Source organism: Neorhizobium sp. LMR1-1-1.1, from assembly GCF_040675795.1.
Taxonomy (GTDB): domain Bacteria; phylum Pseudomonadota; class Alphaproteobacteria; order Rhizobiales; family Rhizobiaceae; genus Neorhizobium; species Neorhizobium cellulosilyticum.
This window is the reverse complement of sequence record NZ_JBEGHE010000025.1, coordinates 439,414-462,357: the sequence shown is the minus strand read 5'-3', so window position 1 is coordinate 462,357 and position 22,944 is coordinate 439,414. Positions and strand designations below refer to the sequence as shown.

Annotated in this window: 16 protein-coding genes; 8 read left to right on the top strand and 8 right to left on the bottom strand. The window is 60.7% G+C overall.

Annotation, left to right across the window (positions count from 1 at the left end; translation table 11 throughout):
- Positions 1 to 60 precede the first annotated feature (60 nt).
- Positions 61 to 1,302, top strand: coding sequence for an OpgC family protein (locus tag MRBLMR1_RS15410; protein WP_148144442.1), 1,242 nt, complete (start codon positions 61 to 63; stop codon positions 1,300 to 1,302).
- Between the two features lie 73 nt (positions 1,303 to 1,375).
- Here MRBLMR1_RS15410 and MRBLMR1_RS15405 read toward each other — a convergent pair whose 3' ends face one another.
- The 4 genes from MRBLMR1_RS15405 to MRBLMR1_RS15390 form a co-directional block, all read right to left on the bottom strand.
- Positions 1,376 to 2,335: a bile acid:sodium symporter family protein gene (locus MRBLMR1_RS15405; protein ID WP_148144443.1), complete on the bottom strand. Its 960-nt coding sequence runs from the start codon at positions 2,333 to 2,335 to the stop codon at positions 1,376 to 1,378.
- 116 nt (positions 2,336 to 2,451) lie between these two features.
- Positions 2,452 to 3,225: an amino acid ABC transporter ATP-binding protein gene (locus MRBLMR1_RS15400; protein ID WP_148144444.1), complete on the bottom strand. Its 774-nt coding sequence runs from the start codon at positions 3,223 to 3,225 to the stop codon at positions 2,452 to 2,454.
- A complete protein-coding gene (locus MRBLMR1_RS15395) occupies positions 3,222 to 3,902 on the bottom strand; it encodes an ABC transporter permease subunit (protein WP_148144445.1) in 681 nt (226 codons plus the stop codon). Before MRBLMR1_RS15395 ends, MRBLMR1_RS15400 begins: the two co-directional genes overlap by 4 nt.
- A gap of 142 nt (positions 3,903 to 4,044) precedes the next feature.
- Positions 4,045 to 4,830 carry an amino acid ABC transporter substrate-binding protein gene (locus MRBLMR1_RS15390; protein WP_148144446.1) on the bottom strand — a complete coding sequence of 262 codons (786 nt, stop codon included), beginning with the start codon at positions 4,828 to 4,830 and terminating at the stop codon, positions 4,045 to 4,047.
- 1,131 nt (positions 4,831 to 5,961) lie between these two features.
- Between MRBLMR1_RS15390 and MRBLMR1_RS15385 the strand changes: the two genes are divergently transcribed.
- The 3 genes from MRBLMR1_RS15385 to MRBLMR1_RS15375 all read left to right on the top strand — a co-directional run bounded on the left by MRBLMR1_RS15385 (position 5,962) and on the right by MRBLMR1_RS15375 (position 8,084).
- Positions 5,962 to 6,246 carry a GIY-YIG nuclease family protein gene (locus MRBLMR1_RS15385; protein WP_148148279.1) on the top strand — a complete coding sequence of 95 codons (285 nt, stop codon included), beginning with the start codon at positions 5,962 to 5,964 and terminating at the stop codon, positions 6,244 to 6,246.
- Positions 6,247 to 6,735: 489 nt separating this feature from the next.
- Entirely contained in the window at positions 6,736 to 7,284 is a 549-nt protein-coding gene (locus MRBLMR1_RS15380) for an ABC transporter ATP-binding protein (protein WP_210303628.1), read from the top strand.
- On the top strand, positions 7,281 to 8,084 hold the full coding sequence (locus MRBLMR1_RS15375; protein ID WP_148148281.1) for an ABC transporter permease: 804 nt from the start codon (positions 7,281 to 7,283) through the stop codon (positions 8,082 to 8,084). The genes MRBLMR1_RS15380 and MRBLMR1_RS15375 overlap by 4 nt, the downstream gene beginning before the upstream one ends.
- A gap of 135 nt (positions 8,085 to 8,219) precedes the next feature.
- Here the strand turns inward: MRBLMR1_RS15375 and MRBLMR1_RS15370 are convergent, their stop codons facing one another.
- The 3 genes from MRBLMR1_RS15370 to MRBLMR1_RS15360 form a co-directional block, all read right to left on the bottom strand.
- Positions 8,220 to 10,436 carry an FAD-dependent oxidoreductase gene (locus MRBLMR1_RS15370; protein ID WP_148148282.1) on the bottom strand — a complete coding sequence of 739 codons (2,217 nt, stop codon included), beginning with the start codon at positions 10,434 to 10,436 and terminating at the stop codon, positions 8,220 to 8,222.
- A 142-nt stretch (positions 10,437 to 10,578) separates the two neighbouring features.
- Entirely contained in the window at positions 10,579 to 11,787 is a 1,209-nt protein-coding gene (locus tag MRBLMR1_RS15365; RefSeq protein WP_148148283.1) for an acetyl-CoA C-acetyltransferase, read from the bottom strand.
- Positions 11,788 to 11,852: 65 nt separating this feature from the next.
- A complete protein-coding gene (locus MRBLMR1_RS15360; RefSeq protein WP_148148284.1) occupies positions 11,853 to 13,646 on the bottom strand; it encodes an acyl-CoA dehydrogenase C-terminal domain-containing protein in 1,794 nt (597 codons plus the stop codon).
- Positions 13,647 to 14,106: 460 nt separating this feature from the next.
- Between MRBLMR1_RS15360 and MRBLMR1_RS15355 the strand changes: the two genes are divergently transcribed.
- The 4 genes from MRBLMR1_RS15355 (at position 14,107) to MRBLMR1_RS15340 (ending at position 21,937) form a co-directional block, all read left to right on the top strand.
- Positions 14,107 to 17,991, top strand: a complete 3,885-nt coding sequence (locus MRBLMR1_RS15355) for a peptidoglycan-binding protein (protein WP_148148285.1) — start codon at positions 14,107 to 14,109, stop codon at positions 17,989 to 17,991.
- A gap of 331 nt (positions 17,992 to 18,322) precedes the next feature.
- On the top strand, positions 18,323 to 19,249 hold the full coding sequence (locus MRBLMR1_RS15350) for a TSUP family transporter (RefSeq protein WP_148148286.1): 927 nt from the start codon (positions 18,323 to 18,325) through the stop codon (positions 19,247 to 19,249).
- On the top strand, positions 19,249 to 20,049 hold the full coding sequence (locus MRBLMR1_RS15345; RefSeq protein ID WP_148148287.1) for a TIGR02186 family protein: 801 nt from the start codon (positions 19,249 to 19,251) through the stop codon (positions 20,047 to 20,049). The genes MRBLMR1_RS15350 and MRBLMR1_RS15345 overlap by 1 nt, the downstream gene beginning before the upstream one ends.
- A gap of 85 nt (positions 20,050 to 20,134) precedes the next feature.
- Positions 20,135 to 21,937: a chloride channel protein gene (locus tag MRBLMR1_RS15340; protein WP_148148288.1), complete on the top strand. Its 1,803-nt coding sequence runs from the start codon at positions 20,135 to 20,137 to the stop codon at positions 21,935 to 21,937.
- 48 nt (positions 21,938 to 21,985) lie between these two features.
- On the opposite strand, the gene MRBLMR1_RS15335 is transcribed toward MRBLMR1_RS15340, so the two are convergent.
- A complete protein-coding gene (locus tag MRBLMR1_RS15335; RefSeq protein WP_148148289.1) occupies positions 21,986 to 22,774 on the bottom strand; it encodes a DUF4394 domain-containing protein in 789 nt (262 codons plus the stop codon).
- Positions 22,775 to 22,944: the final 170 nt, after the last annotated feature.

Here is a 22,944-nt window from a genome sequence, read left to right as displayed (position 1 = left end):
AGGCCTTACGGACCGAGGGGCTGGCACCATCGGAACCGGCAGAGACGGAGACCGCGACCGATGAAGCGCTTTGAAATCATTGACGGAATGCGAGGGTACTTCCTCGTGTTCATGGTACTCAACCACCTTATCTTTGCTGGTGGATACCTGCTTGTAAAAATCAATCACAACCAGCTCGCCTTCGTGGAGGACGCTCAGGGTTTCGTATTCCTTTCCGGCCTGATGATCGGCATGGTTTACGCCCGCAAGATGATGAAGGCCGGATATGCGGCTGGTCGTTCGGCGATCTATAGCCGCGCGTTCGAGCTTTATCGTTATGCGATGGGCATCGTGATCGCGGTCATGGTGGCGCAGATGGTGCTGCCGGGCGCCTATTCGATCTGGTTCAACTGGTTGGGCTACACGACCTTCGACGATCCGCTGCGTCTCGCCGCGATCGCGACCTTCCTGTACCAGCCGACCTTCATGGACATTCTGCCGCAATACATCATCTACATGCTGTTTGCGCCAATGCTGATCAAGCTCGTGCTGGAAGACAAATGGCACTATGTGGTGGCCGCATCGATCATGCTGTGGATGGCCGGCCAGCTTGGCCTGCACCAGTTGCTCACCATCCCGCTCAACGAGCTGGTCATGGGTGCCGATGATCAGGGGCTGCGCGTTTCGTTCAACCTGTTCGGCTGGCAGATCGTGTTCTTCTCGGGTCTGGTGCTCGGCGCGCTGACGTCTTCGGGCAAGATCAACTGGGGTAATGTGCTGTCGCCCGACAACACCTTCATCCCCAAGGTGGCGCTGGTGCTGGTGCTGTTCTTCCTGCCGCTGCGCCTGATTACCGCCAATGAGCTGATGCCGCCGCACATGATCGGCAAGTTCGCCTCGATGGAAATCCGTGCAGATTTCGGTCCGGTCTATCTGTTGAACTTCGCGGCGATGGGTCTGCTCGTCACCTGGCTGATCGTTGCCGGCCCGAAGCACAAGGCGGCATGGGTTCGCGCGATTGCCTCGGCACTGACCTGGGTGTTCACTCTGCGTTTCCTGCGCCTGCTCGGCCGCCATTCGCTTTATGTCTATGTCTGGCACGTCGCCATCGTTTACTTCGTCTATTATTTCGACGGCCGTTCGCCGGAGCTGGACGAACTGACAAAAACGGCGATTGCGGTCGTTGCGGTTGGACTTCTTGCAATCCCGGCCGTCTGGCGGGAACGCGACAAGTATCTCGGCACCGCGGAGCCGGCACCGGCCAAGACCCGCGACCCGAAACCCGCCGCTTCCACCGGCCAGCAGCAGATGGTCGTGCGGTAAACCAAAGTAGACTTATGAATTGCAAAGGGCGGCCCGAGAGCCGCCCTTTTCGTTTGCGTGATTTCTTCAGACCTCAGGTAGTCTGGCTGAGCTTTTCCTTGTCTTCCTCGTCCAGACGGCCCGAGAACCAGTTGGAGAGGAGCGCGCCGGAAATGTTGTGCCAGACGGAAAAGATGGCGCTCGGGACTGCGGCGAGCGGGGAGAAATAGGCGGTTGCCAGAGCGGCACCGAGGCCGGAATTCTGCATGCCGACTTCGATCGCGATCGCCTTGCGCTTGGCAAGCGACAGGCCCGACGCCTTGGCGGCGAAGAAGCCGAGCAGGTAGCCAAGGCCATTGTGCAGGACGACGACGGCGAAGATGAGCAGGCCGGATTGGGCAATTGCGCCCTTGGACGCCGCAACGACCGCCGAGACGATCAGCACGATGCCGATGACGCTGACGAGCGGCAGGGCCGGAACGGCGGCCTTCACGACCGAAGGGACGAGCTTCTGCAGCAGGGCACCCAATGCCAGCGGCACGAGAACGACCTTTACGATCGACATGAACATCGCCCAGCCATCAACCGGCAGGTACTGGCTGGCAAACATCCAGACGAGGAAAGGCGTGACGATCGGTGCGGCCAGCGTGGTGACCGAGGTGCAGGCAACCGAAAGCGCCACATCGCCCTTCGACAGGTAGGTCATGACGTTGGACGAAGTACCGCCCGGGCAGCAACCGACGAGGATGACACCGGCGGCGACCTCCGGCGGCATGGGGATGACCATGGTCAGGATCACGGCCAGAAGCGGCATGATGATGAACTGGCCGAGCACGCCGATAGTGACGTCGAAGGGGCGCTTTACCACTTCGCGGAAATCATCGACCGACAGCGTCAGGCCCATGCCGAACATGATGATCGACAGAAGCGTGACGATCCACGGCGCGATCTGCTTGAAGGTTTCCGGAAAGAAGAAGCCGAGGACGGCGAAGACGATGACCCAGATTGCGAAGGTCTTGCCGACGAAGGCGGAGAAGGTTGCCAAGGATTTCAAGAATTCACTCCCGAACGAAATAAAGTGTCCGCGGTCTAGTTCCCTGAACCCCGGCGTCAAGGCCGAATTGATGAATATCAGTTCCGTATGCGTCCGTTTCGGCCCCGATTACCCGATCAGATGCCCTCCCCATAGCCCGACTGCACGGCAGCGCTGATGGAGGAAACGAAGCGGCGGGTGCGCTCGTGTTCCGGTGCGCCGAAAACGCGATCGGCCGCCCCTTGTTCGACGACCTTGCCGGCTTCGAGGAAGACCGCATGATCGGCAACGCGGGAGGCGAGGCGCAGGTCGTGGGTGGCGATGACCATGGTCGTGCCTTCGGCTGCAAGCTTGCTCAGGACCTCGACGACTTCGGTTGCCAGTTCCGGATCGAGCGCCGAAGTGGGTTCGTCGCAGAGCAGCACACGCGGCGACATGGCGAGTGCACGGGCGATTGCTACACGCTGCTGCTGGCCGCCGGAAAGGGTCGAGGGCCATGAGTCGACCTTATGCGCCATGCCGACCTTGGTGAGCAGTTCACGCGCACGGGCTTCCGCCTTCTCACGCGGCCATTTCAACACCGTGACCAAGCCTTCCATGACATTTTCGAGCGCCGTGCGGTGGGGGAAAAGCTGGAAATTCTGAAAAACCATGCCGGTCTGGCGGCGGATTTTTTGAACTGCATCCCAGCCGACCTTTTTGCCGGGAGCGAACTCGATTACCGCATCACCTAGGCGGATCGTGCCGGAAGTTGGGATTTCGAGCAGGTTGATGCAGCGCAGAAGCGTGCTCTTGCCGCCGCCCGACGGGCCGACAAGGGCAGTGACGCTGCCTTCATTTACCTTGAGGCTGATATCGTCGATGACCTGAAGGTCGCCGAAATTCTTGCGGATATGGGAGAGCTCGATCATCGGTTGGCCTCCAGCATGCCGCCATATCTTGAAAAGCGTTTTTCCAGCCGTACCTGCAGCGCCGAAAGCACGGAGCTGAGCGCCAGATAGATGATCGCTGCCTGGATATAGAGGATCAGCGGCTCGTAAGTGGTGGCGACGATGCGCTGGGCGGCCTGAAACAGTTCCGGCACGGTGATGGCGGCGGCGAGCGATGTATCCTTGACCAGCGAGATGAAGGTGTTGGAGAGCGGCGGCACGGCAACACGGGCGGCCTGCGGCAGGATGGTGCGGGCCATGGCCTGACGCCAGTTCATGCCGATCGAATAGGCCGCTTCCCACTGGCCTTTCGGCACGGAGGCGATGACCGCGCGAATGATTTCGGACGAATAGGCGCCGATATTGAGCGTGAAGCCGATCAGCGCCGCCGGGAAGGCATCGAGTAGGATGCCGACGCTGGGCAGGCCGTAAAAGATGACGAAAAGCTGGACGAGCAGCGGCGTGCCGCGAATGACCCAGACGTAGAACCTTGCGATCAGCACCAGCGGCTTCGGGCCGAACAGCCTTGTGACGGCGGTGATGAGACCGAGCGTCAGGCCGAAGGCGAAGGAGAGCAAGGTCAGCGGCACGGTGAATTTCACACCGGCCCAGAGCAGGGTCGGAAATGAATCCATCATCAGTTGAAGCCAATGCGGCACGGGCGAAGTCCTTACTCTCTAACGCTCTATGATCATTAACACGAAAACGCCCGGCCAAGGCCGGACGTTCGGGTTCAGCTTTCGCCAAATCGTAGCACGGTTCAAGTGCAGGAGGATCGGACGAATATCTCTTGCATATCCCTTACTTGGAGACGTCCTGACCGAAATATTTCTCGGAGATCGTCTTGTAGGTGCCGTCGGCCTTGATATCGGCCAGCGCCTTGTTGACCTCGGCCACCAGTTCGTCGTCACCCTTGCGCAGCAGGACGCCGGAATAGCTGGCTTCAGCCTGTTCGGCGACGATCTTGACCGGTGCGTCGGCCTTCTGCTTCTTGAAATCGAAGAAGGAAAGACTGTCGTTCAGCGTCGCATCGGCGCGGCGGGTAAGAACCAGCTGGATCGACTGATCGAAACCATCGGTGCCGACGAGTTCGGCGCCTGCGGCCTCGGCCATCTTGCCGTAATTGCTGGTGAGCGACTGGGCGGCCTTCTTGCCCTTGAGGTCGGCAAAACCCTTGATATCGGTGTTGTCGTCACGGACGATCAGCACGGCCTTGGAGGCGATATAGGGCTCCGAGAAGGCGTATTTCTGCTTGCGGGCATCGGTGATACCGACCTGGTTGATGACGGCGTCATAACGATCCGCATCGATACCGGCAATCAGGCCATCCCACTTGCCTTCGATGAACTGTGCCTTCACGCCGAGCTTCTTGGCAACCGCTTCGCCGATCTCGACATCGAAGCCTACGAGCTTGTTCGATGCGTCGTGGAAGGTGAAGGGGGCGTAGGTGCCTTCCGTGCCGATGCGGATGACGCCGGCCTTTTTGATCTTGTCGAGATTTTCGCCGGCAAAGACCGGAGCGGCAAAAGCAGCCTGCACGAGCAGGGCGGCGGCAACAGCCTTGAGAGTGGTTTTGACGAGGTTCATTTCGGTATTCTCCAACGAATGAGTTGCCGTGGTGATCGCAGAAAATAGGCGCGTTGTGAGGAAAGAAAACCGCCGCCGAAAGCGGCAAATGCGAATATTTTTTGCGTCCTCCACGGGCGAATGCTCGAAATGCGGATTTGTCGCAGGGATTAAGGTCGTTGACTGGGTGACAGATGCGCATCGGGATATGGATGCAATACGCCCTTGGCGATCTTGAGCATTTCCAAGTTCGGACGGGGCGCTGAAAGCTGCCTCATGATTTAGTTTGTAAGTGACACCTCTCAGCGCCCCGTTCGGCAGTTTTTATCCGCGACTCCGGTCCCTCTGCCGTTGCCTTGCCGAATGGTTTTCGTCTGGCTTGATGGAAAACGGGCGGATCCTCGGGTTAAACCCGAGGACTTATCGCCAACCCTCCATGTCGCCGCCGCCGGGCACTCCGTTTTCACGGACGGACTTGAACGCCCGGCGAAACCACTCTTCAGGCCACCATGTGTGCCGCACAGGCACATCCGACGCGCCATTCGGGCATCAGAAGCGGCAGGCCGGTCCGAAAACCTTGCCGCTTCCCCCGTGTCGCCGGAGGGAGACCATTTTCCGCAGACCCCGGTGGTGACGGTTCACGTCGTCCCTTCACCCCCAGCGCCGGTCCCGCCTCGCCGGCACGCCTGCCGGTGTATCCGTGACGGAACGGGGAGAGTGTAGTCATAGGTTAGGAGGGTGGGGATAAAATTTTCGTAAGATGTTGATTTTGTTCGGTCATGGCATGATTTCGTCCCCATGCTCAAGGACGCTTGGAGTGCTTGTGTCTGGATCCTCGGGTCAGGCCCGAGGATGACGGATCTGAGGGGATGTAGGACAGCACCTAACGCGATGTCGTGCTTGGTCGGCAGAAATAAGGTCGGTACTGCCTCACTTTTTAGGTTTCGCCAGAGAACGCGGCAGCAACTTGGTGCGTCGAGTATAAAGGTCTGACGGACGACATTTCCATGCTTGCACAATGACGTTGCTTTGCTTGTAGCACTCTGGCTCTCACCTATCTGTCGTCATCCTCGGGCTTGACCCGAGGATCCAGGCACACGCCCCTACAATGCTAGGATTGACGACGCGCGTGCATCCCAACATCCTGCTCGCATGGCGGGATATGTCTACATCATCACCAACCACAAAAACGGAACGCTCTATATTGGCGTGACGTCTGATCTTGAGAGGCGCATCTGGGAGCATCGCGAAGACATGACACCCGGTTTTGCCTCGAAATACGGCTGCAGACAGCTTGTCTGGTATGAGGAGCATCTGAGCATCACGACGGCGATACAGCGGGAGAAATCACTCAAGCGCTGGTACCGAAAATGGAAGATCGAGCTGATCGAGACGATGAACCCGCACTGGCGGGATTTGTATTATGAGCTTGGGTGAAGAAGGCTCTCTCCGGCTGGCACGTTTTACCGGATTGGCATCGACTTTAGGCTTGCGTCTGGATCCTCGGGTCAAGCCCGAGGATGACGGCCGTTAGGGTAGCGCTTAGCCGAAAGCCAACGTTTCTCCAAATATCTGCTGAGCGCATGCTTTACTTGTGGGAGCCGCATAAAACAGTAAATTAAGCAATCAAGCCAAACTCGATGTTTACTTTAAGCGCCCTTGCGCATCCCTCTCCTCCGTCATCCTCGGGCTTGACCCGAGGATCCAGACACAAGCAATCTCGGAAAGCTAAATCCGACTTGTCCGGCTCGACCTGATAATTCGTCAGACATGCGATCATCAATGAAGACGTCGATCGGCCACGCTTCCCTTTCCACCGCATCAAACCGTCCCCACACCATATTGCGCCCCAACGCCCCTAATGCCATTACGACACCCATGCAAAACCCCGCGATAAGACTGACGGCCAGGGGGCTGAAATTCCAATTGGTTGGACCGATCGAGCTTGAAGTCTCTGCGGGGCGGTGTCTCGCGGTAAGCGGGCCTTCGGGGGCGGGAAAGAGCCTGACATTGCGGATGATTGCCGATCTGGTGCCGCATGAGGGGGAGTGTTTTGTCGATGGGCTGGCGGCGTCTTCGATGACAGGGCCAGCATGGCGGCGGGTGGTGCGGTATGTTTCTTCCGAACCCGGCTGGTGGGCGGCAACGGTTGGCGAGCATTTTGCCGATGCAAGCGCGCAGACCGACGGGATGAAGCGGCTTTTTCTCGATGCTTCGCTGCTGGAGGCAGCACCCGAGCGGCTTTCGACCGGGGAGCGGCAGCGGATGGCATTTTTACGGGCGATCGAGGATCGGCCGAAAGTGCTTTTGCTGGACGAGCCGACTTCGGCGCTGGACCCGGCTTCTGTGAAGGCGGTGGAAGAGATCGTGAAAGAGCTGATGGCCGATGGATGCGCCGTGGTTTTGACCTCGCATGACCCGGAACAGGTGGAGCGGCTGGCCGACCATGTGATGACGCTTGCGAGGCCGCAATGAACGGTCTCGTCTTCGGCCCTTTCGAGCTGGCATTTGCGGCGTTGCTGGTTCTGGTCAACGCGGTGTTGTCAGTGGCTTTCAGCCTCGGCATTCACCGGTCCATCCTGATCGCGGCGCTGCGAATGGTGGCGCAGCTTCTGCTGGTCGGTTTCGTGCTGGGTTTCATCTTTACCAGCGCCGACCATTGGCTGAGCCTTCTGGTTCTTTTCGCGATGCTAGTGGCAGCGACTTTCGAAGTGGGGTCACGGCAGCGCAAGAAGCTGATCGGCTTCTGGCATTACGGGCTTTCCGGCATTGCGGTCTCCGGCGGCACGATGCTGGTCGCGGCCTTTGCGCTGATGACGGTGGCGGGATCGGAAGACTGGACTGCACCAAGGATCGTCATTCCGATCTTCGGCATCATTTTAGGCTCGGCGATGAGCGCCAGCAGCATCGCGCTCAACAACATTTTCGAAGGCGTGTCTTCCCAGCGGGCAGCCATCGAGGCGCAGCTTTCGCTCGGGCGCACGCGCCGAGAGGCGATCGCGCCGTTGATGCAGCGGGCGATCTATGCCGGCACGCTGCCGGTGCTGAACCAGATGGCGGGCGCCGGGCTGATCACGCTGCCCGGCATCATGAGCGGGCAGATATTGGCCGGGGCCAATCCGCTAATTGCGGCGCAATCTCAGATCTTTCTGATGCTGCTCCTCTGCGCCGCCTCGACGGCCAGCGTGGTGACTGCGGTCTGGCTCGCCGCCAAAAGCCTGAGCGACGAGCGGGAGAGGCTGAGGCTCGACCGGTTTCGGGTGAAGAAGGGCTGAGCGGCAGCAATGGCGGTCTTAAGGCACGACCTCGCTTCGACACTTCACCTGAATTGAAGGGTCTTTCCAGCCCAATGACTTGGGCTGGCTGGATTCCTGTGACAGGCAAAGGAATGAGGGAAGAGGCCCGTGGCCTCAAGCCGCTTTGCCGACTTCGGCATAGGGGTTGAAGCGCTCGTAGAAGGTTTCGCTCTTGGCGGCCATGTCCTTCAGGAGCGGGGTCGGGGCGAAATGATCGCCGTATTGTGACGCCAGTTTTTCGGCCAGCGCGACGAAGGTTTTTACGCCCATGCCGTCTATATAGCTCAGCGTGCCGCCCGTGTAAGGCGCGAAGCCGAAGCCGAGGATCGAGCCGACATCGGCTTCGCGGGGGTCGGTGACGATGCCTTCTTCCACCGTGCGGGCGGCCTCCAGCGCGATCGTGACGAGGAAACGCTGCTTGAGGGTTTCAACGTCGATTTCTGATGCCGGTTTCTGGTGATAGAGGTCCTTGAGGCCGGGCCAGAGGGACTTTTTGGCCGGTTTGGCCGGGTAGTCGTAAAAACCCTGGCCGTTCTTGCGGCCGCGGCGATCCAGCACGTCGACCATCTTGTCGATCAGGTCCATGTGCTCGGGCTTGACCGAGTTAGGGCCGAGATCGGCGATAGAGGCCTTCATGATCTTCTGGGAGAGATCGACGGCGACTTCGTCGTTGAGCGAGAGCGGGCCGACCGGCATGCCGGCCATCTTGGCAGCATTCTCGATCATTGCGGCCGGCACGCCCTCAGTGAGCATGTCATAGGCCTCGTTGATATAACGGAAGACGCAGCGGTTGACGAAGAAGCCGCGGGTATCGTTGACGACGATCGGGGTCTTCTTGATTTTCGCGACGAAATCCAGCGCGACCGCCAGCGCCTTGTCGCCGGTGTCTTTGCCGAGGATGACTTCCGTGAGCATCATCTTTTCGACCGGCGAGAAGAAATGCACGCCGATGAACTGGTCCGGGCGTTTTGAATTTTCGGCGAGACCGGTGATCGGCAGGGTGGAGGTGTTGGAAGCAAAGACGGTGGTTTCCGGGATGACGGCCTCGATCTGTTCGATGACGGCCTTCTTCACCGCACGATCTTCGAAGACGGCTTCGATGACGAGGTCGGCATCCGAGAGGGTTGCGTAATCGGGCGTGGGGGTGACGAGCGAGAGGAGCTTTTCGCCCTCCTCCTTCGTCATGCGGCCCTTGGCAATGCTGTCTGCCACCAGTTTTTCCGAGACGGACTTGCCCTTGTCGGCTGCGGCCTGATCGCGATCGATGAGGACGACAGGGATGCCGGCGGCGGCGGTGACATAGGCGATCGAGGCGCCCATGAAGCCGGCGCCGACGACGCCGACCTTTCTGAACTCGCTCTTTTCCACACCGGCCGGGCGGCGGGCGCCCTTGCCGAGTTCCTGCATGGAGATGAACAGCGAACGGATCATCGAGAAGGCTTCGGTGGTCTGCAGAACTTGCGTGAAATAGCGCTGCTCGACCTTCAGGGCCGTATCGAAGGGAAGCTGCAGGCCTTCATAGACGCATTTCAGGATGGCGAGCGCGCCGGGATAATTGCCGGCGGTTTCGCGGCGCAGGATTGCCGGGGCTGCGGGCCAGAGCTGGGCGGCCTGGGGTGTCCAGACGCCGCCGCCGGGGGCCTTGAAGCCCTTTTCATCCCAGGGGGCGACGGGTTTCAGGCCATCCTTGATCATCTGTTTTGCGGCGGTGACGAGCTGATCGGGTTCGACGACCTGATGGACGAGGCCCATGGCCTTGGCGCGCGCAGGCGCAAGCGACTGACCCGTGGTCATCATCTGCAGGGCGGACTGGGCATCGGTGAGGCGGGACACGCGTTGGGTGCCGCCGGCGCCGGGGAAAATGCCGACCTTGACCTCGGGCAGCGCCAGCTTGACGGACTTCGCATTCGACACGACGCGGCCGTGGCAGGCGAGCGACAGCTCGAATGCGCCGCCCATGCAGGTGCCGTTGATGGCCGAGACCCAGGGCTTGCCGCAGGTCTCTATGGCACGGAACAGCCAGGTCATGCGGCCGGCAACCTCGAACAGTTTTTGGGCTGCGGCCGCGGGATCCTTGGCGCGTTCATCCTGCAACATGGAGAACATGCCGCGGATCATAGTGAGATCGGCACCGCCGGAGAAGGTGGACTTTCCGCTGGTGAAGACGGCGCCCTTGATGGCGGTGTCTTCGGTGGTGGCTTTGAGGATCGCCTCGAGTTCGTCCATGACTTCGACGGTGAAGACGTTCATCGACTTGCCGGGCATGTCCCAGGTGATGAGGGCGATGCCGTCCGCGTCGGTTTCGACGGTGAAATTCTTGGTTGTGCTCATGGTGGGATTTCCTCTTCCCTGAAATTCTGGCGGTTGGGCCCCTCCCCCTTGTGGGGAGGGGTTGGGGAGGGGATCTTCATTGTCGTGAGACCCCTCCCGCCTGCCGGCCACCCTCCCCACAAGGGGGAGGGTTAAGACCCTCTCAAACCCGCTCGATCACCGTCGCCGTGCCCATGCCGGCGCCGATGCAGAGCGTGACCAGTGCGGTGTTCAGGTCGCGGCGTTCCAGTTCGTCGAGAACGGTGCCGAGGATCATCGCGCCGGTGGCGCCGAGGGGGTGGCCCATGGCGATGGCGCCGCCGTTGACGTTCATGATGTCGTGGCTGATATCGAAAGCCTGCATGTAGCGCAGGACCACGGCGGCGAAGGCTTCGTTGAGTTCGAACAGATCGATATCGGAAATCTTCATGCCGGTGCGGGCGAGAAGCTTTTCGGTGACGTCAACCGGGCCGGTCAGCATCAAAGCCGGGTCGGAGCCGATATTGGCGAAAGCGCGGATACGGGCACGCGGCTTGATGCCCATGCTCTCGCCACCCGCTTTCGAGCCGATCAGGACGGCAGCAGCGCCATCGACTATGCCCGACGAGTTGCCGGCATGGTGGACATAGTTGATCTTCTCGATTTCCGGATGGGCCTGAATGCCGACGGCTTCGAAGCCGCCCATTTCGCCCGGCATCTGGAAGGAGGCGTTGAGGGAAGCGAGCGCCTGCATGTCGGTTCCCGGACGCATGTGCTCATCGCGGTCGAGGATGATCAGGCCGTTCTGGTCTTTTACGGGAATGACGGAGTTGTTGAAGTAGCCGGCATCCCAAGCTTTTCCGGCGCGTCTCTGGCTTTCGACGGCATAGGCATCGACGTCATCGCGGGAAAAACCGTATTTGGTAGCGATCAGATCGGCCGAGACGCCCTGGGGCATGAAATAAGCCGGGAAGTTGACCGAAGGATCCATGTACCAGGCGCCGCCGGACATGCCCATGCCGACGCGTGACATGCTCTCGACACCGCCGGCGATGACGATGTCATCCGAACCGGCCGCGATCTTGCCGGCGCCGAAATTGATAGCGTCGAGGCCTGACGCGCAGAAGCGGGAGATCTGCATGCCGGGGGCCTTGGTCGAATAACCGGCTTCGAAGGCGGCGGCCTTGGGGATGACGGCGCCACTATCCATCACCGGGTCGACGCAGCCCATGATGATGTCGTCGACGGTTTCGGTGTTGAGCCCGTTGCGGTCGCGGATGGCTTCCAGCGTCTTGGCGGCGAGGCGGACGGACGGAACCTCATGCAGGGATCCATCCTTCTTGCCGCGACCGCGTGGCGTGCGCACGTGATCGTAAATGAAGACTTCGGTCATGGTGTTGTCTCTCCCGTTTTCCCTTTCAGGGCGGCACTTCGGAGCGCCTTGTCCTTAAAAATGGTTCAGAATGCTTCCGCAGCCAGTTCCATCACACTGTCGCTGCCCGCCTCGATGCGCACCTTGCGCAACGCAGTTTCCGGCATGATCTTTTCCATATAGAAACGCGCGGTGACGAGCTTGTTCTTCAGATACTCCTCGCGCGGGTCACCACTACCAAGCTTTTCCTGAGCGGTTTTTGCCATCCTGGCCCACATATAGCCCAAGGTCACAAGGCCGAAGAGGTGCATGTAGTCGGTGGAGCCGGCGCCGGCATTGTCGGGTTTGGCCATGGCGTTCTGCATGAACCACATGGTTGCGGCCTGCAGGTCGTTGAGGCCTTTCTTCAAAGCCTTGGTGAAGGGAGCCATCGCTTCGTCGGCGCGATTTTCCTCGCAGAAATCGCCGATTTCCTTGAACATGGCCATCACCGCGCGGCCGCCGTTCAAGGCCAGTTTGCGGCCAACCAGGTCGAGCGCCTGGATGCCGTTCGCGCCTTCATAGATCATGGTGATGCGGGCATCGCGAACATACTGGCTCATGCCGTGTTCCTCGATGTAACCGTGACCGCCGAAAACCTGCTGGGCCATGACGGCGTGGTCGAAACCCTTGTCGGTCAGGACGCCTTTGAGGATCGGGGTCGCGAGGCCGAGCAAGTCATCGGCGTTCTGGCGTTCCTTTTCATCCGGCGAGCGGTGAGAGATGTCGGACTTCAGCGCGGTCCAGAGAAGGAAGGCGCGGCCTGCCTCGTTGAAGGACTTGATGGTCATCAGCGAGCGGCGGATATCCGGGTGAACGATGATGGGATCAGCCTTTTTGTCCGGTGCCTTGGCGCCGGAGAGCGAACGGCCCTGGATGCGCTCGTTGGCATAGGCCACGGCGTTCTGATAGGCGGTTTCGGCGATCGACAGGCCCTGCAGGCCGACGCCGAGGCGGGCCTCGTTCATCATCACGAACATGGCCGACAGGCCCTTGTTCTCCGCGCCGATCAGGTAACCGGTGGCATCATCATAGTTCATGACGCAGGTGGAATTGCCGTGGATGCCCATCTTTTCCTCGATCGCTCCGCAGGTCGCGCCATTGCGCTCGCCGAGCGAACCATCTTCACCGACGATGAATTTGGGGACGATGAAGAGCGATATGCCCTTGGTGCCTTCCGGCGCGCCTTCGATGCGGGCGAGAACCAGATGGATGATGTTGTCCGTCATACCGTGTTCGCCGGCGGAGATGAAAATCTTCTGGCCGGAGATCCTGTAGGAGCCATCGCCCTGCGGCACGGCCTTGGTGCGCAGCAGGCCGAGATCGGTGCCGCAATGGGGCTCGGTGAGGTTCATGGTGCCGGACCATGTGCCTTCGACCATTTTCGGCAGATAGGTGGCCTTCTGCTCATCAGAACCGTGGACGAGGATGGCGGCGATCGCGCCCTGCGTCAGGCCCGGATACATCATCAGCGACATGTTGGCTGACGACATGTATTCGCCGACGGCGGCATGCAGAGTATAGGGAAGCCCCTGCCCACCAAACTCTTCCGGCACAGCAAGACCGATCCAGCCACCCTGGCAATACTGATCATAGGCCTCTTTGAAACCCTTCGGTACAGTGACTGAGCCATCATCCCTTCGGCTGCAGCCTTCCTGATCGCCTGACAGATTGAGCGGAAACAGTGCTTCCTCAGCCACCTTTGCCGCTTCACCGACGATCGCCTCGATCATGTCCGGCGAGGCATCGGCGAAACCGGGCAGGTTGCCATAGCGCTCAAGGCCCAGAACATCGTTGAGAATGAAGAGCGTATCAGTGGTCGGGGCCTTATAGATTGGCATCGATGAGCATCCTCCCTGTCATCTTCATCGGCAGCACCACTCCTTCTGCGCTTCGTTTCCGAAAGCGTCCCGATCAAGGGCCGCTGCGCTGACACTGCCAATTCTTGCATTCGTCATTTAATTGACGTGCGCGTAAACGTCAATTGGTACTCACACGCAATTTATGAGGCCACAGGCGCGGAGATAGGGCGGGCAGGTGCGAAGTCAGCCGCGGCATAAATATTAGAATGTTGTGAAATAGTTAAAATCTGAAGCAGCTTTAACGGGTTGTTTACCATGTTTGCAGAGATAGTAGGCGATCTGACGGTTCGGTGCGTTTGCTTCGAAAAGCGTTCAAACCGTCACAATGGCAAGTCTTGCGTAAGGTTTCTCTAATATTCTGTTTTACTCATGGAGGAATACCTCCGGGGGAAACGTTCAGAGTCGGACCGGCAGGATCAACGTCGAAACGAGCGAGCACATGAACGGATCACGATCGGCACATCCCCGTCACGGCGACCGAGACCGCTCGTCGCTGGATGCGCTGAGCCGCACAATCGAGGGACTGGAAGCACGCATTCAGGGCCTGATGGCAGGCGGACGCGCGCCGGCACAGGCGCCGATCCAAGCACAGGTAGCCGCACCGCAAAGAGCCATTGACGACAATCGACAGCCGCGTATGCCGGCCGGGCCTGATCCGCGCGCGAAGGCGAGCCCCGTCGATGCGGGCTACGCGGAGCGTGCGCGCGACCCGCTGGCGGAAATCCGCGAGCGGCAACGCATGCTCGAACAGGCAGGCCAGAGCAGCCGCCGTTTTGAATACAGTGCAGCGATACCTGCAGCACCCGCTCGCACCGAACAGCGCACCGGCACCCGCCGCGAAGACATTCGCCAGCCGGCGGTTGCCACGCGCGTGGCCGAGGCCAACCAGCGCCGTGCCGACATTCGTGAATTTACCGAGACGCTTTCCGGCCTGAGACAGGATCTCAAGCGCGACATTTCCGAAGGCGTATCGCACGAGATGCTGGCGCTGAAGGATGAAGTGCGTGCGATCCGCGCCCAGGCGGAGGACTCGCGTTTCACGCAGGATGTGCAGGCGGACCTTGCACGGCTGGCCCAGGGCATCGACCAGCTTGCGATGCAATCCGCTCCAGGCGCTTCGGGCTTGCGTTCCGAATTCGAGGATTTGCGGACCGTCATGGACGGGCTTGCCCGGCAGGAATCGCTGCGGCAGATGCAGGACCAGTGGGTAGGGCTGGAAGAACGCCTTCAGGACGCCGACACGAGTGCGCTGCGCGAAGAACTGGTGGCGCTTGCCTACCGGGTCGACGAAATTCGCAACCAGCTCGGCGTGATGGCGGACAGCCCGACCATTCGCGCGCTGGAACAGAAGCTGCTGGCGCTTGCCGGCATGATGGAACAGCTCGGCTCTCGCATGAAGCCGAATGACGCGGCGATCACCGAACAGTTCAGCCAGTTGGACCACAGGCTGGACGAGATCAGCCGCGCAATTGCCGCCAATTCCCGAGCCAGCGCTGCCAATGCGCAGGACGAGCTTGCGATGCAGCGGCTGCAAGACCGGCTTGAAGACCGGCTGGCCGGGCTGATGGAACAGGTGGAAACGATCGGCCGCTACACTGCCGACCAGAGCGCCACCGACGGTCTTTCCATGCGGATCGAGCTGCTCGCCGGCAAAATCGAAGACATGGCCGAGGAGCAGGCAACGGCACAGCTGCAGGAGCGTATCGAACAGCTTTCGGTGCTGGTGCAGCAGATGCATGTTCCCGGCCAGCAGGAAGACGTCACCAACTACCTTTCCGACATTTCGCGCAAGATCGATGCGCTGGACACGAGTTTTGGCGCCGAGGGGCTTGGCGAGCGGCTCGATTATCTGTCGCGCCGGATTGAGGAGATGGAACAGCAGCCGCGGCCCCTGCATGCCGATGACGGCGCTTTCGTGCGGATCGAGGACAGGCTTAGCGCGATTGCAGCGCAACTGGACGAGGCAACATCCGCTCCACGCAATGACGACGAGGCGCTGCGCGGGCTGGAAGCCCAGATTGCCAATCTTTCGACGCTGATTTCGCAGCCGAGCAGTACGCCCGCCGCATGGCCGCCGGAATTCGACAGCCGCATGGCGGCGATCGAAGGCTATATGGCGACCAATGACGAATATATCGTCGAGGCCGCCCGGCAGGCGGCCGAAGCGGTGGTCGAGGCCTATTCACGTAATCTGAGTGCCGGCGCGCCCGGCACAAGCGGAGACATGGCGGCACTTGCAGCCCTTGCCGACGACCTGAAGCATCTCGAAGAGCTGACGCGCGGTTCCGAAAGCCGGACACACCAGACGTTCGAGGCACTGCACGGCACGCTGGTGCAGATCGCCGAACGGCTGGACCAGCTGGAAGGCCAGTTTGCGACTGCGCCTGCCGTGTCCTATCGAAACGAAGAGCCTGTTCGCCAGCCGGCCTTTGCGGCTGCGCCGATCCAGCGCGACATGCCGGTGGCGCGCGAGGCGGCACCCGTTGCGATGCCGCCCGTTTCAGCCGAAGCGGATCGTGAACTGGCCAACCTCGACATGCCGCGCACGGAAGCCCGGTTGAGAGAGACCAGCGCGATCGGTTCCACCATGGCCGATCATGTTCCGGCGATGCTCTTGCCGGTCGATGCCGAGACGGACATTGAGGACGAAGAAAAGCCTGCGAAGAAGAGCCTGCTCGGCGGGCTGGCCAAGCGCCTTCTCCCCGGCTCGAAGCAGGACAAGCCTGCCAAGGCACGCACCTTCGTCGACCCGACGCCATCGATCGATCCTTCGGCAGACGATGCCGTGGTTGCCGGCGACATGCTGGAGAGCGAAGGCGAAAACGACCTTCTGGAACCGGGTTCAGGTGCGCCGGACGTTCGCAAGATCCTTGAGCGGGTGAGAGCCAGCCAGGCAGCCGGAGAATTCGGCAGCGAGCGGGGTGGCGATCGCACAGGCGACCGCGCCGACTATATTGCTGCTGCCCGCCGGGCCGCAAAGGCCGCCGCGCAGGAGGCCGATCCTTCCCAGATGGGCTCGCTTGCAAAGGCCAAACCCGCCAAGGCGAAGCCTGCTATCGGCAAGGCAGAGAAGGAAAAGGGCGCATCGGCCTTTTCGCGCCATCGCCGGCCGATCCTGATGGCAGTCGGCGCCGTGCTTCTGGCGCTGATGGCAATGCCGCTGATCAAGACCGTGACGAGCGGCAGCCCGGCACCGCAGGTGGCTTCGGTCGAGCAGCCGGTGATTGCGGCCGCTCCCGAGGCAAGCGCGCCGACGCCTGCCGCTCTGGTTCCGCAGACGCCGGCGGCTTCCGAGACTCCGGTCTTACCGCAGAGCGCTGCGCCAGAGATAACTGCTCCGCCGGCGGAGCAAATGGCAAATACACCCGAGGCTGCAGCGCCGCAGGCAAGCGATTCGGATGTGGTTGCGGAAGCTCCGGCGGAAGACCTGCCGGCGGCTCCGATCGCGCCGGTCGAACACGCCTCGATCGCCGTGCCTGCCGGTATCGAACCACAGTCGATGGCCGATGCGGCAGCGGCCGGTGACGCCAATGCGCTGTTTGAAATCGGTGCACGCTTCAGCGACGGCCGCGGAGTTACGACCGATCTCGGCGAAGCCGCCAAGTGGTACAAGCTTGCGGCCGATCGCGGTCTTGCGCCGGCGCAGTATCGGATGGGCAACCTTCTGGAGAAGGGAACCGGCGTCGAGCGCAATCTCGGCGAGGCGATTTCCTATTATCGTCAGGCGGCGCAGGCGGGTAATGCCAGCGCGATGCACAATCTCGCGGTTCTTTACGCTTCGGGGGCTGCCGGCCAGCCGGACTATGCGGCGGCCGTCGACTGGTTCCGCAAGGCAAGCGAGCACGGCGTTGCCGATAGCCAGTTCAACCTCGCGATCCTCTATGCCCGCGGCAACGGCGTGCGCCAAGATCTCGAAGAGAGCTACAAGTGGTTCGGCGTAGCTGCCAGGGGTGGCGATACGGATGCTGCCGCCAAGCAGGAAGAGGTGGGCAAGGCGATGCGCAAGGAGCAGCTGGAAAGCGCTCGCGCCAAGCTGAATGCCTGGACCGCCAAGCCGCTCGACCCGAATGCCAATGCCGTTAACATTCCGGACGAATGGGTTTCCGGCAAGAAACTGACCACTGCATCGATCGACATGACCAAGGCGATCCGCAACATCCAGGCCATTCTCAACAAGAACGGTTTCGATGCCGGCACGCCGGACGGCAAAATGGGCGCCAAGACGGTTGCGGCGATCAAGGCGTTCCAGAGTTCGATCGGCCAGGAGCCGACCGGCAAGGTGGACGACGCGATGGTGCGTGAACTTCTCAAGCGGAATGGATAAGCTCCAGTCGCCGGACCGGAGACGGCATGTCCGTTTTCGGTCCGGCTTTTTTGGTGCGCCCACGCATATCTCCAATCACGACTAAAACGACCGGGTTTGCGGTGACGCGGCATATTCGCCACGCCGCTGAGAAAACGGCCGAATCAAAGGCTTGCGATACCCTGACGCGCCCATGCGGGTTTGACAGCCTGACGCCTGCGCAGGCATGTGGAGCAGACATCTTCATGCCTTGTTCACCCGGCATGTGAGACACTTTCCCACCACCTCATCAGACAAGCGAGAAATCGCCTGCTGGACGAGGTTGTTCTGTTTCGCCTTGTCGGGGTCAACCGTGACGATCTACCTGCCCATAGCAGAGCTTTCGGTGAATATTTTCATCATCCTCGGCATGGGTGCGGCCGTCGGTTTCCTGTCCGGCATGTTCGGCGTCGGCGGCGGGTTTCTGATCACGCCGCTCCTGATCTTCTACAATATTCCGCCCGTCGTTGCGGTCGCGACCGGGGCGAACCAGGTGGTCGCGTCCTCGGTTTCCGGCGCGATCACGCATTTCCGGCGCGGCACGCTGGACATGAAGCTCGGCACGGTGCTGCTTGTCGGCGGTCTTGTCGGGGCGACGGTCGGCGTGTGGATCTTCTCGTGGCTGCGCAGCATCGGCCAGCTCGACCTGTTCATCTCGCTTCTCTACGTCGTGCTTCTGACGACGATCGGCCTTTTGATGCTGCAGGAAAGCCTGCGCGCCATGCGAAAGGCGAAGCTAAACCAGCCGCTTCCCTTGAAGCGTCCCGGCCAGCATAACTGGGTGCACCGGCTGCCGCTGAAGATGCGTTTCAAGAAGTCGAGGATCTATCTTTCGGCCATTCCGGTGGTGACGCTCGGTTTCCTGATCGGCATCCTCACCTCGATCATGGGTGTCGGCGGTGGCTTCATCATGGTGCCGGCGATGATCTATCTGTTGCGCATCCCGACCAATGTCGTTGTCGGGACGTCGCTGTTTCAGATCATCTTCGTCACCGCCTATACGACCATGGTGCAGGCGGCGACCAACTATTCCGTCGATATCGTGCTTGCCTTCATCCTGATGGTGGCGGGCGTTATCGGCGCACAGTATGGCGTACGCGTAGGGCAGAAGCTGCGCGGCGAACAGCTGCGCGCTCTTCTGGCGCTGCTGGTTCTGGCGGTCGGCATCCGACTTGCCGTCGGCCTGTTCATCCGCCCGCAGGATCTCTATTCGGTTGCAGTCGGGGGGATCGGTTACTGATGTTTTGCCGTCTCGCCCTCCTCTTCTCGCTGCTGCTGATCCCTGCGACCAACGGATTTGCGCAAATCCCGATGGGCGAGGCCTCGAGCGCAAAGGAAGGGCTCGATATCGGGGTTTCGACCAACGAGATCGCGATCGCCTCGGATTTTCGCGGGGCCGACCTAACCGTGTTCGGGGCGATGACAAATCCGGACGAACTACTGCTCGCGATCGGCAGCTATGACATCATCGTCACGCTCGAAGGCCCGCGCGACTATGCCACCGTGCGCAAGAAGGAGCGCATCTTCGGCGTCTGGGTGAACACGGATTCGATGATCTTCGAGCAGGTGCCGGAAAGCTATTCGATCGCCAGCACCCGCCAGCTCGACGACCCCACACAATTGCCGCCGATCAATACGGCGGGTGTCGGCATCGAACATCTGGCGCTCAACCCGATCGGCTATATCCGTGATGTCGGTGAGCTTTCCGATTTCCGCGAGGCCTATCGACGGCTGAAGCTGGCTGGAGGCCTTTACCAGAAGGAAGCGAGCGGCGTTCGTTTCGTCTCATCCAGTCTGTTCCGCGCCTCGCTTAGGCTGCCGGCCAATGTTCCGGACGGGGTGCATATCGTGCGCGCCTATCTGTTCAAGAGCGGTACGCTGCTGACCCAGCGCGAAATTCCGCTCCGTGTGGTCAAGACCGGCCTCGAACAGGCGATCACCGACACCGCTCATAACCAGCCGTTTGCCTATGGCCTGCTCTGCGTGCTGATTGCGCTGGTAACCGGCTGGGGTGCCAGCATCGTCTTCCGCAAGGATTGATCACCTCCGACCTGTTGCCGCCGTCTTTGCTTCGGCGAAACCTACACTAGTTAGCGATCGATATCGCAAACCCAGACTGCCCAAGATGTTGAAACGCCTCCTCGACCGCCTGCCAGATCGATTGCCCGATTGGCGCCACCTGCTGCATCCGACCCAATTGCGCATATTAATCAGGCGCAGCGAATTCGGCCTGATCGCGATGGCGGCTGTGGTCGGCGTGCTTGCCGGGCTTGCCGTGGCGGCGATGAGTTTCATCGCCCACGAGGTCCAGGTGCTGATCTTCGGGATCGGTCCCGACGAGAGGCTTAGCGCGGCAACCTCGCTCGATCCGATGGTGGTGCTCTGGGCACCGGCCGCAGGCGGCGTGGTGATGGGGATCGTGTTCCTGATCCTGAAGAAGTGGCGTAAAAAGCCGATGGTCGACCCGATCGAGGCCAATGCACTGCATGGCGGCCGGTTGTCGCTGACGGACAGTATCGTGGTTGCGGTACAGAACCTGATCTCCAACGGTTTTGGCGCCTCGATAGGACTGGAGGCAGGCTATACGCAGCTTTCGTCCGGTATCGCCTCGAAGATCGGTCTCATTTTGCAATTGCGCCGCTCGGACATGCGCATTCTCGTTGGCTGCGGGGCGGCAGGCGCAATCGCTTCGGCGTTCAACGCACCACTGACGGGCTCTTTCTACGCTTTCGAGCTGATCATCGGCACCTATACGATTGTCAGCCTTGCGCCGGTGGTCGTCGCGGCACTGGCCGCGACCTTCGTGACGCGGCTTTTCGTCGGCGACGAATTCATGATCGATATCGGCGAGATCGGCACGGTCGTTCCGGCAGACTATCTTCCAGCCGTCATGCTCGGGATTGTGTGTGCGGGCTGCGGCATCCTGCTGATGAAAGGTGTCTCGAAGGTCGAGGAGCAGGCGCGCAAAAGCTCGATCTCCCCCGTCTTCCGTCCCGCGCTCGGAGGACTGATCGTTGGGCTGCTGGCGCTGATCGATACGCAGGTGCTTTCGGCCGGACACGGCGCGCTGCACGAAAGCCTCAACCAGCACATGGCGATCGGGGCGGTGATCGGACTTCTGCTGCTCAAGTCCGTTGCATCGGCAATCACCATCGGCGCCGGCTTCCGTGGCGGCCTGTTCTTCGCCTCGCTGTTTTTAGGCGCGCTTATCGGAAAACTGTTTGCCTATTCGACGCCGTTCCTGTTTGCCCATGCAACGCTGACGCCGGTCATCTATGCGGTGGTCGGCATGAGCGCGATGGCGGTGGCGGTGATCGGCGGACCGCTGACGATGACGTTTCTGGCGCTGGAAGTGACCGGCGACTTTCCGATCACGGCACTGGCGCTTGCGGCGGTCATCACGTCATCGGTCGTTGTGCGCACCAGCTTCGGCTATTCGTTCGCGACGTGGCGTTTTCACCTGCGTGGCGAAGGGATCAGAAGCGCGCATGATATCGGCTGGATCCGCAACCTGACGGTGGACAAGCTGATGCGCTCCGATGTGAAGACGGCGCAGGCGGGAATGACGCTCGACGAGTTCCGCAAGGATTTTCCGATCGGTTCAACCCAGCGCGTGATCGTGATCGACGAGACCGAAAGATATGTCGGGATCATTCTCACCCCGGAAGTCTATTCGGCGGCGACCGAGGGCGGCGAGGAGAAACCCGAGCTTTCCTCGTTCATCCGCTACAAGAACGACGTGCTGCTTCGAGGCATGAATGCCAAACAGGCGGCAGCAATGTTCGACCGGACGGAGGCGGAAGCGCTGGCGGTGGTGAACAACCAGATCGAGCGCAAGGTGGTGGGGCAGCTTTCCGAAAGCCACACGCTGCGGCGTTATACGGAAGAGCTGGACCGGCGGCGGCGCGAAATGTCAGGCGAGATTTAGAGGCAGGCTGAAGCGAAGCCGGAACTCCGCCCCAACCTTTGCACATGATTACATGGCCGGGAGGATGGCGATGTCGCGCACCTCGTTTTCAGTGCCGGTGATCGGGCCGATTTCGGTGGCCGCACCGGTCTCAAGATTGACGGTATAGAGCATCTTGTTTGCGGCCAGATAAGCAGTGTTCTTGCCGCCTTCCTCACCGTGGATGTCGAAGGCGTATGTTGCCGGCATCTGCTTGATGCCCAGCTTGCCGATCGCCTTCAGGGTGCCGTCATTCGGCTTGGTCTGTTGGATCAATGCGCCTATGGTGGCATCGATAGTGTACATCGCCGTCTTTTCGGGTTTGCCGATCGAATTGGTGTAGGACGCAGCGACGATGTTCGGGGTTTCGCCCTTGTGCATGTCGCCCTCTTCAAAGGCCAGAACACCATCGACCGTGACGGCGCCGGTATCCGGGTGGACACGGTGGTTGGTGGTGCCGGTCATGAAGCGAAGACGGTCGGCCATCGGGTTGAAGTCGACGACGACCGGGGCTTCCGTCATGGTCAGCATCTTGTCCATCCTGGCGACTTCGGTTGCAGTGCCGGTTTCGAGATTGATCGAGACGATCGCGTGATCGGGCGTGACGCCGATGACCGTCTTGTTGCCGGGGCGGAAATCGATGCCGACCAGCTTGTCGACGCCGGTGACATCCATGGTCTTGGTCACTTCCGGCTTTGCGGTGTCGAACATGACGAGCGTCTTGTCACCGGTCAGGCCGAGGACCGGGGCCGCCATTGCAGCGGCAGCAGACGCGGCAAGCATGGTGGACGCGACGAGCGCGGTGCGAAGGGTTTTCATTTTGTCTCTCCCGTTGTGTTTCCAGCATGATGAAGAGCGGTAGGGCACACGGCCTCTGAAGCACTCCCGATGTGTAGACACATGGCGGGACGCCTTTGGATGCAGCCGTTGAAAATATTTATTTGCCGCGCATCCATTTCCGCATCGGGCGTGTCTTCCATATGCGGTCT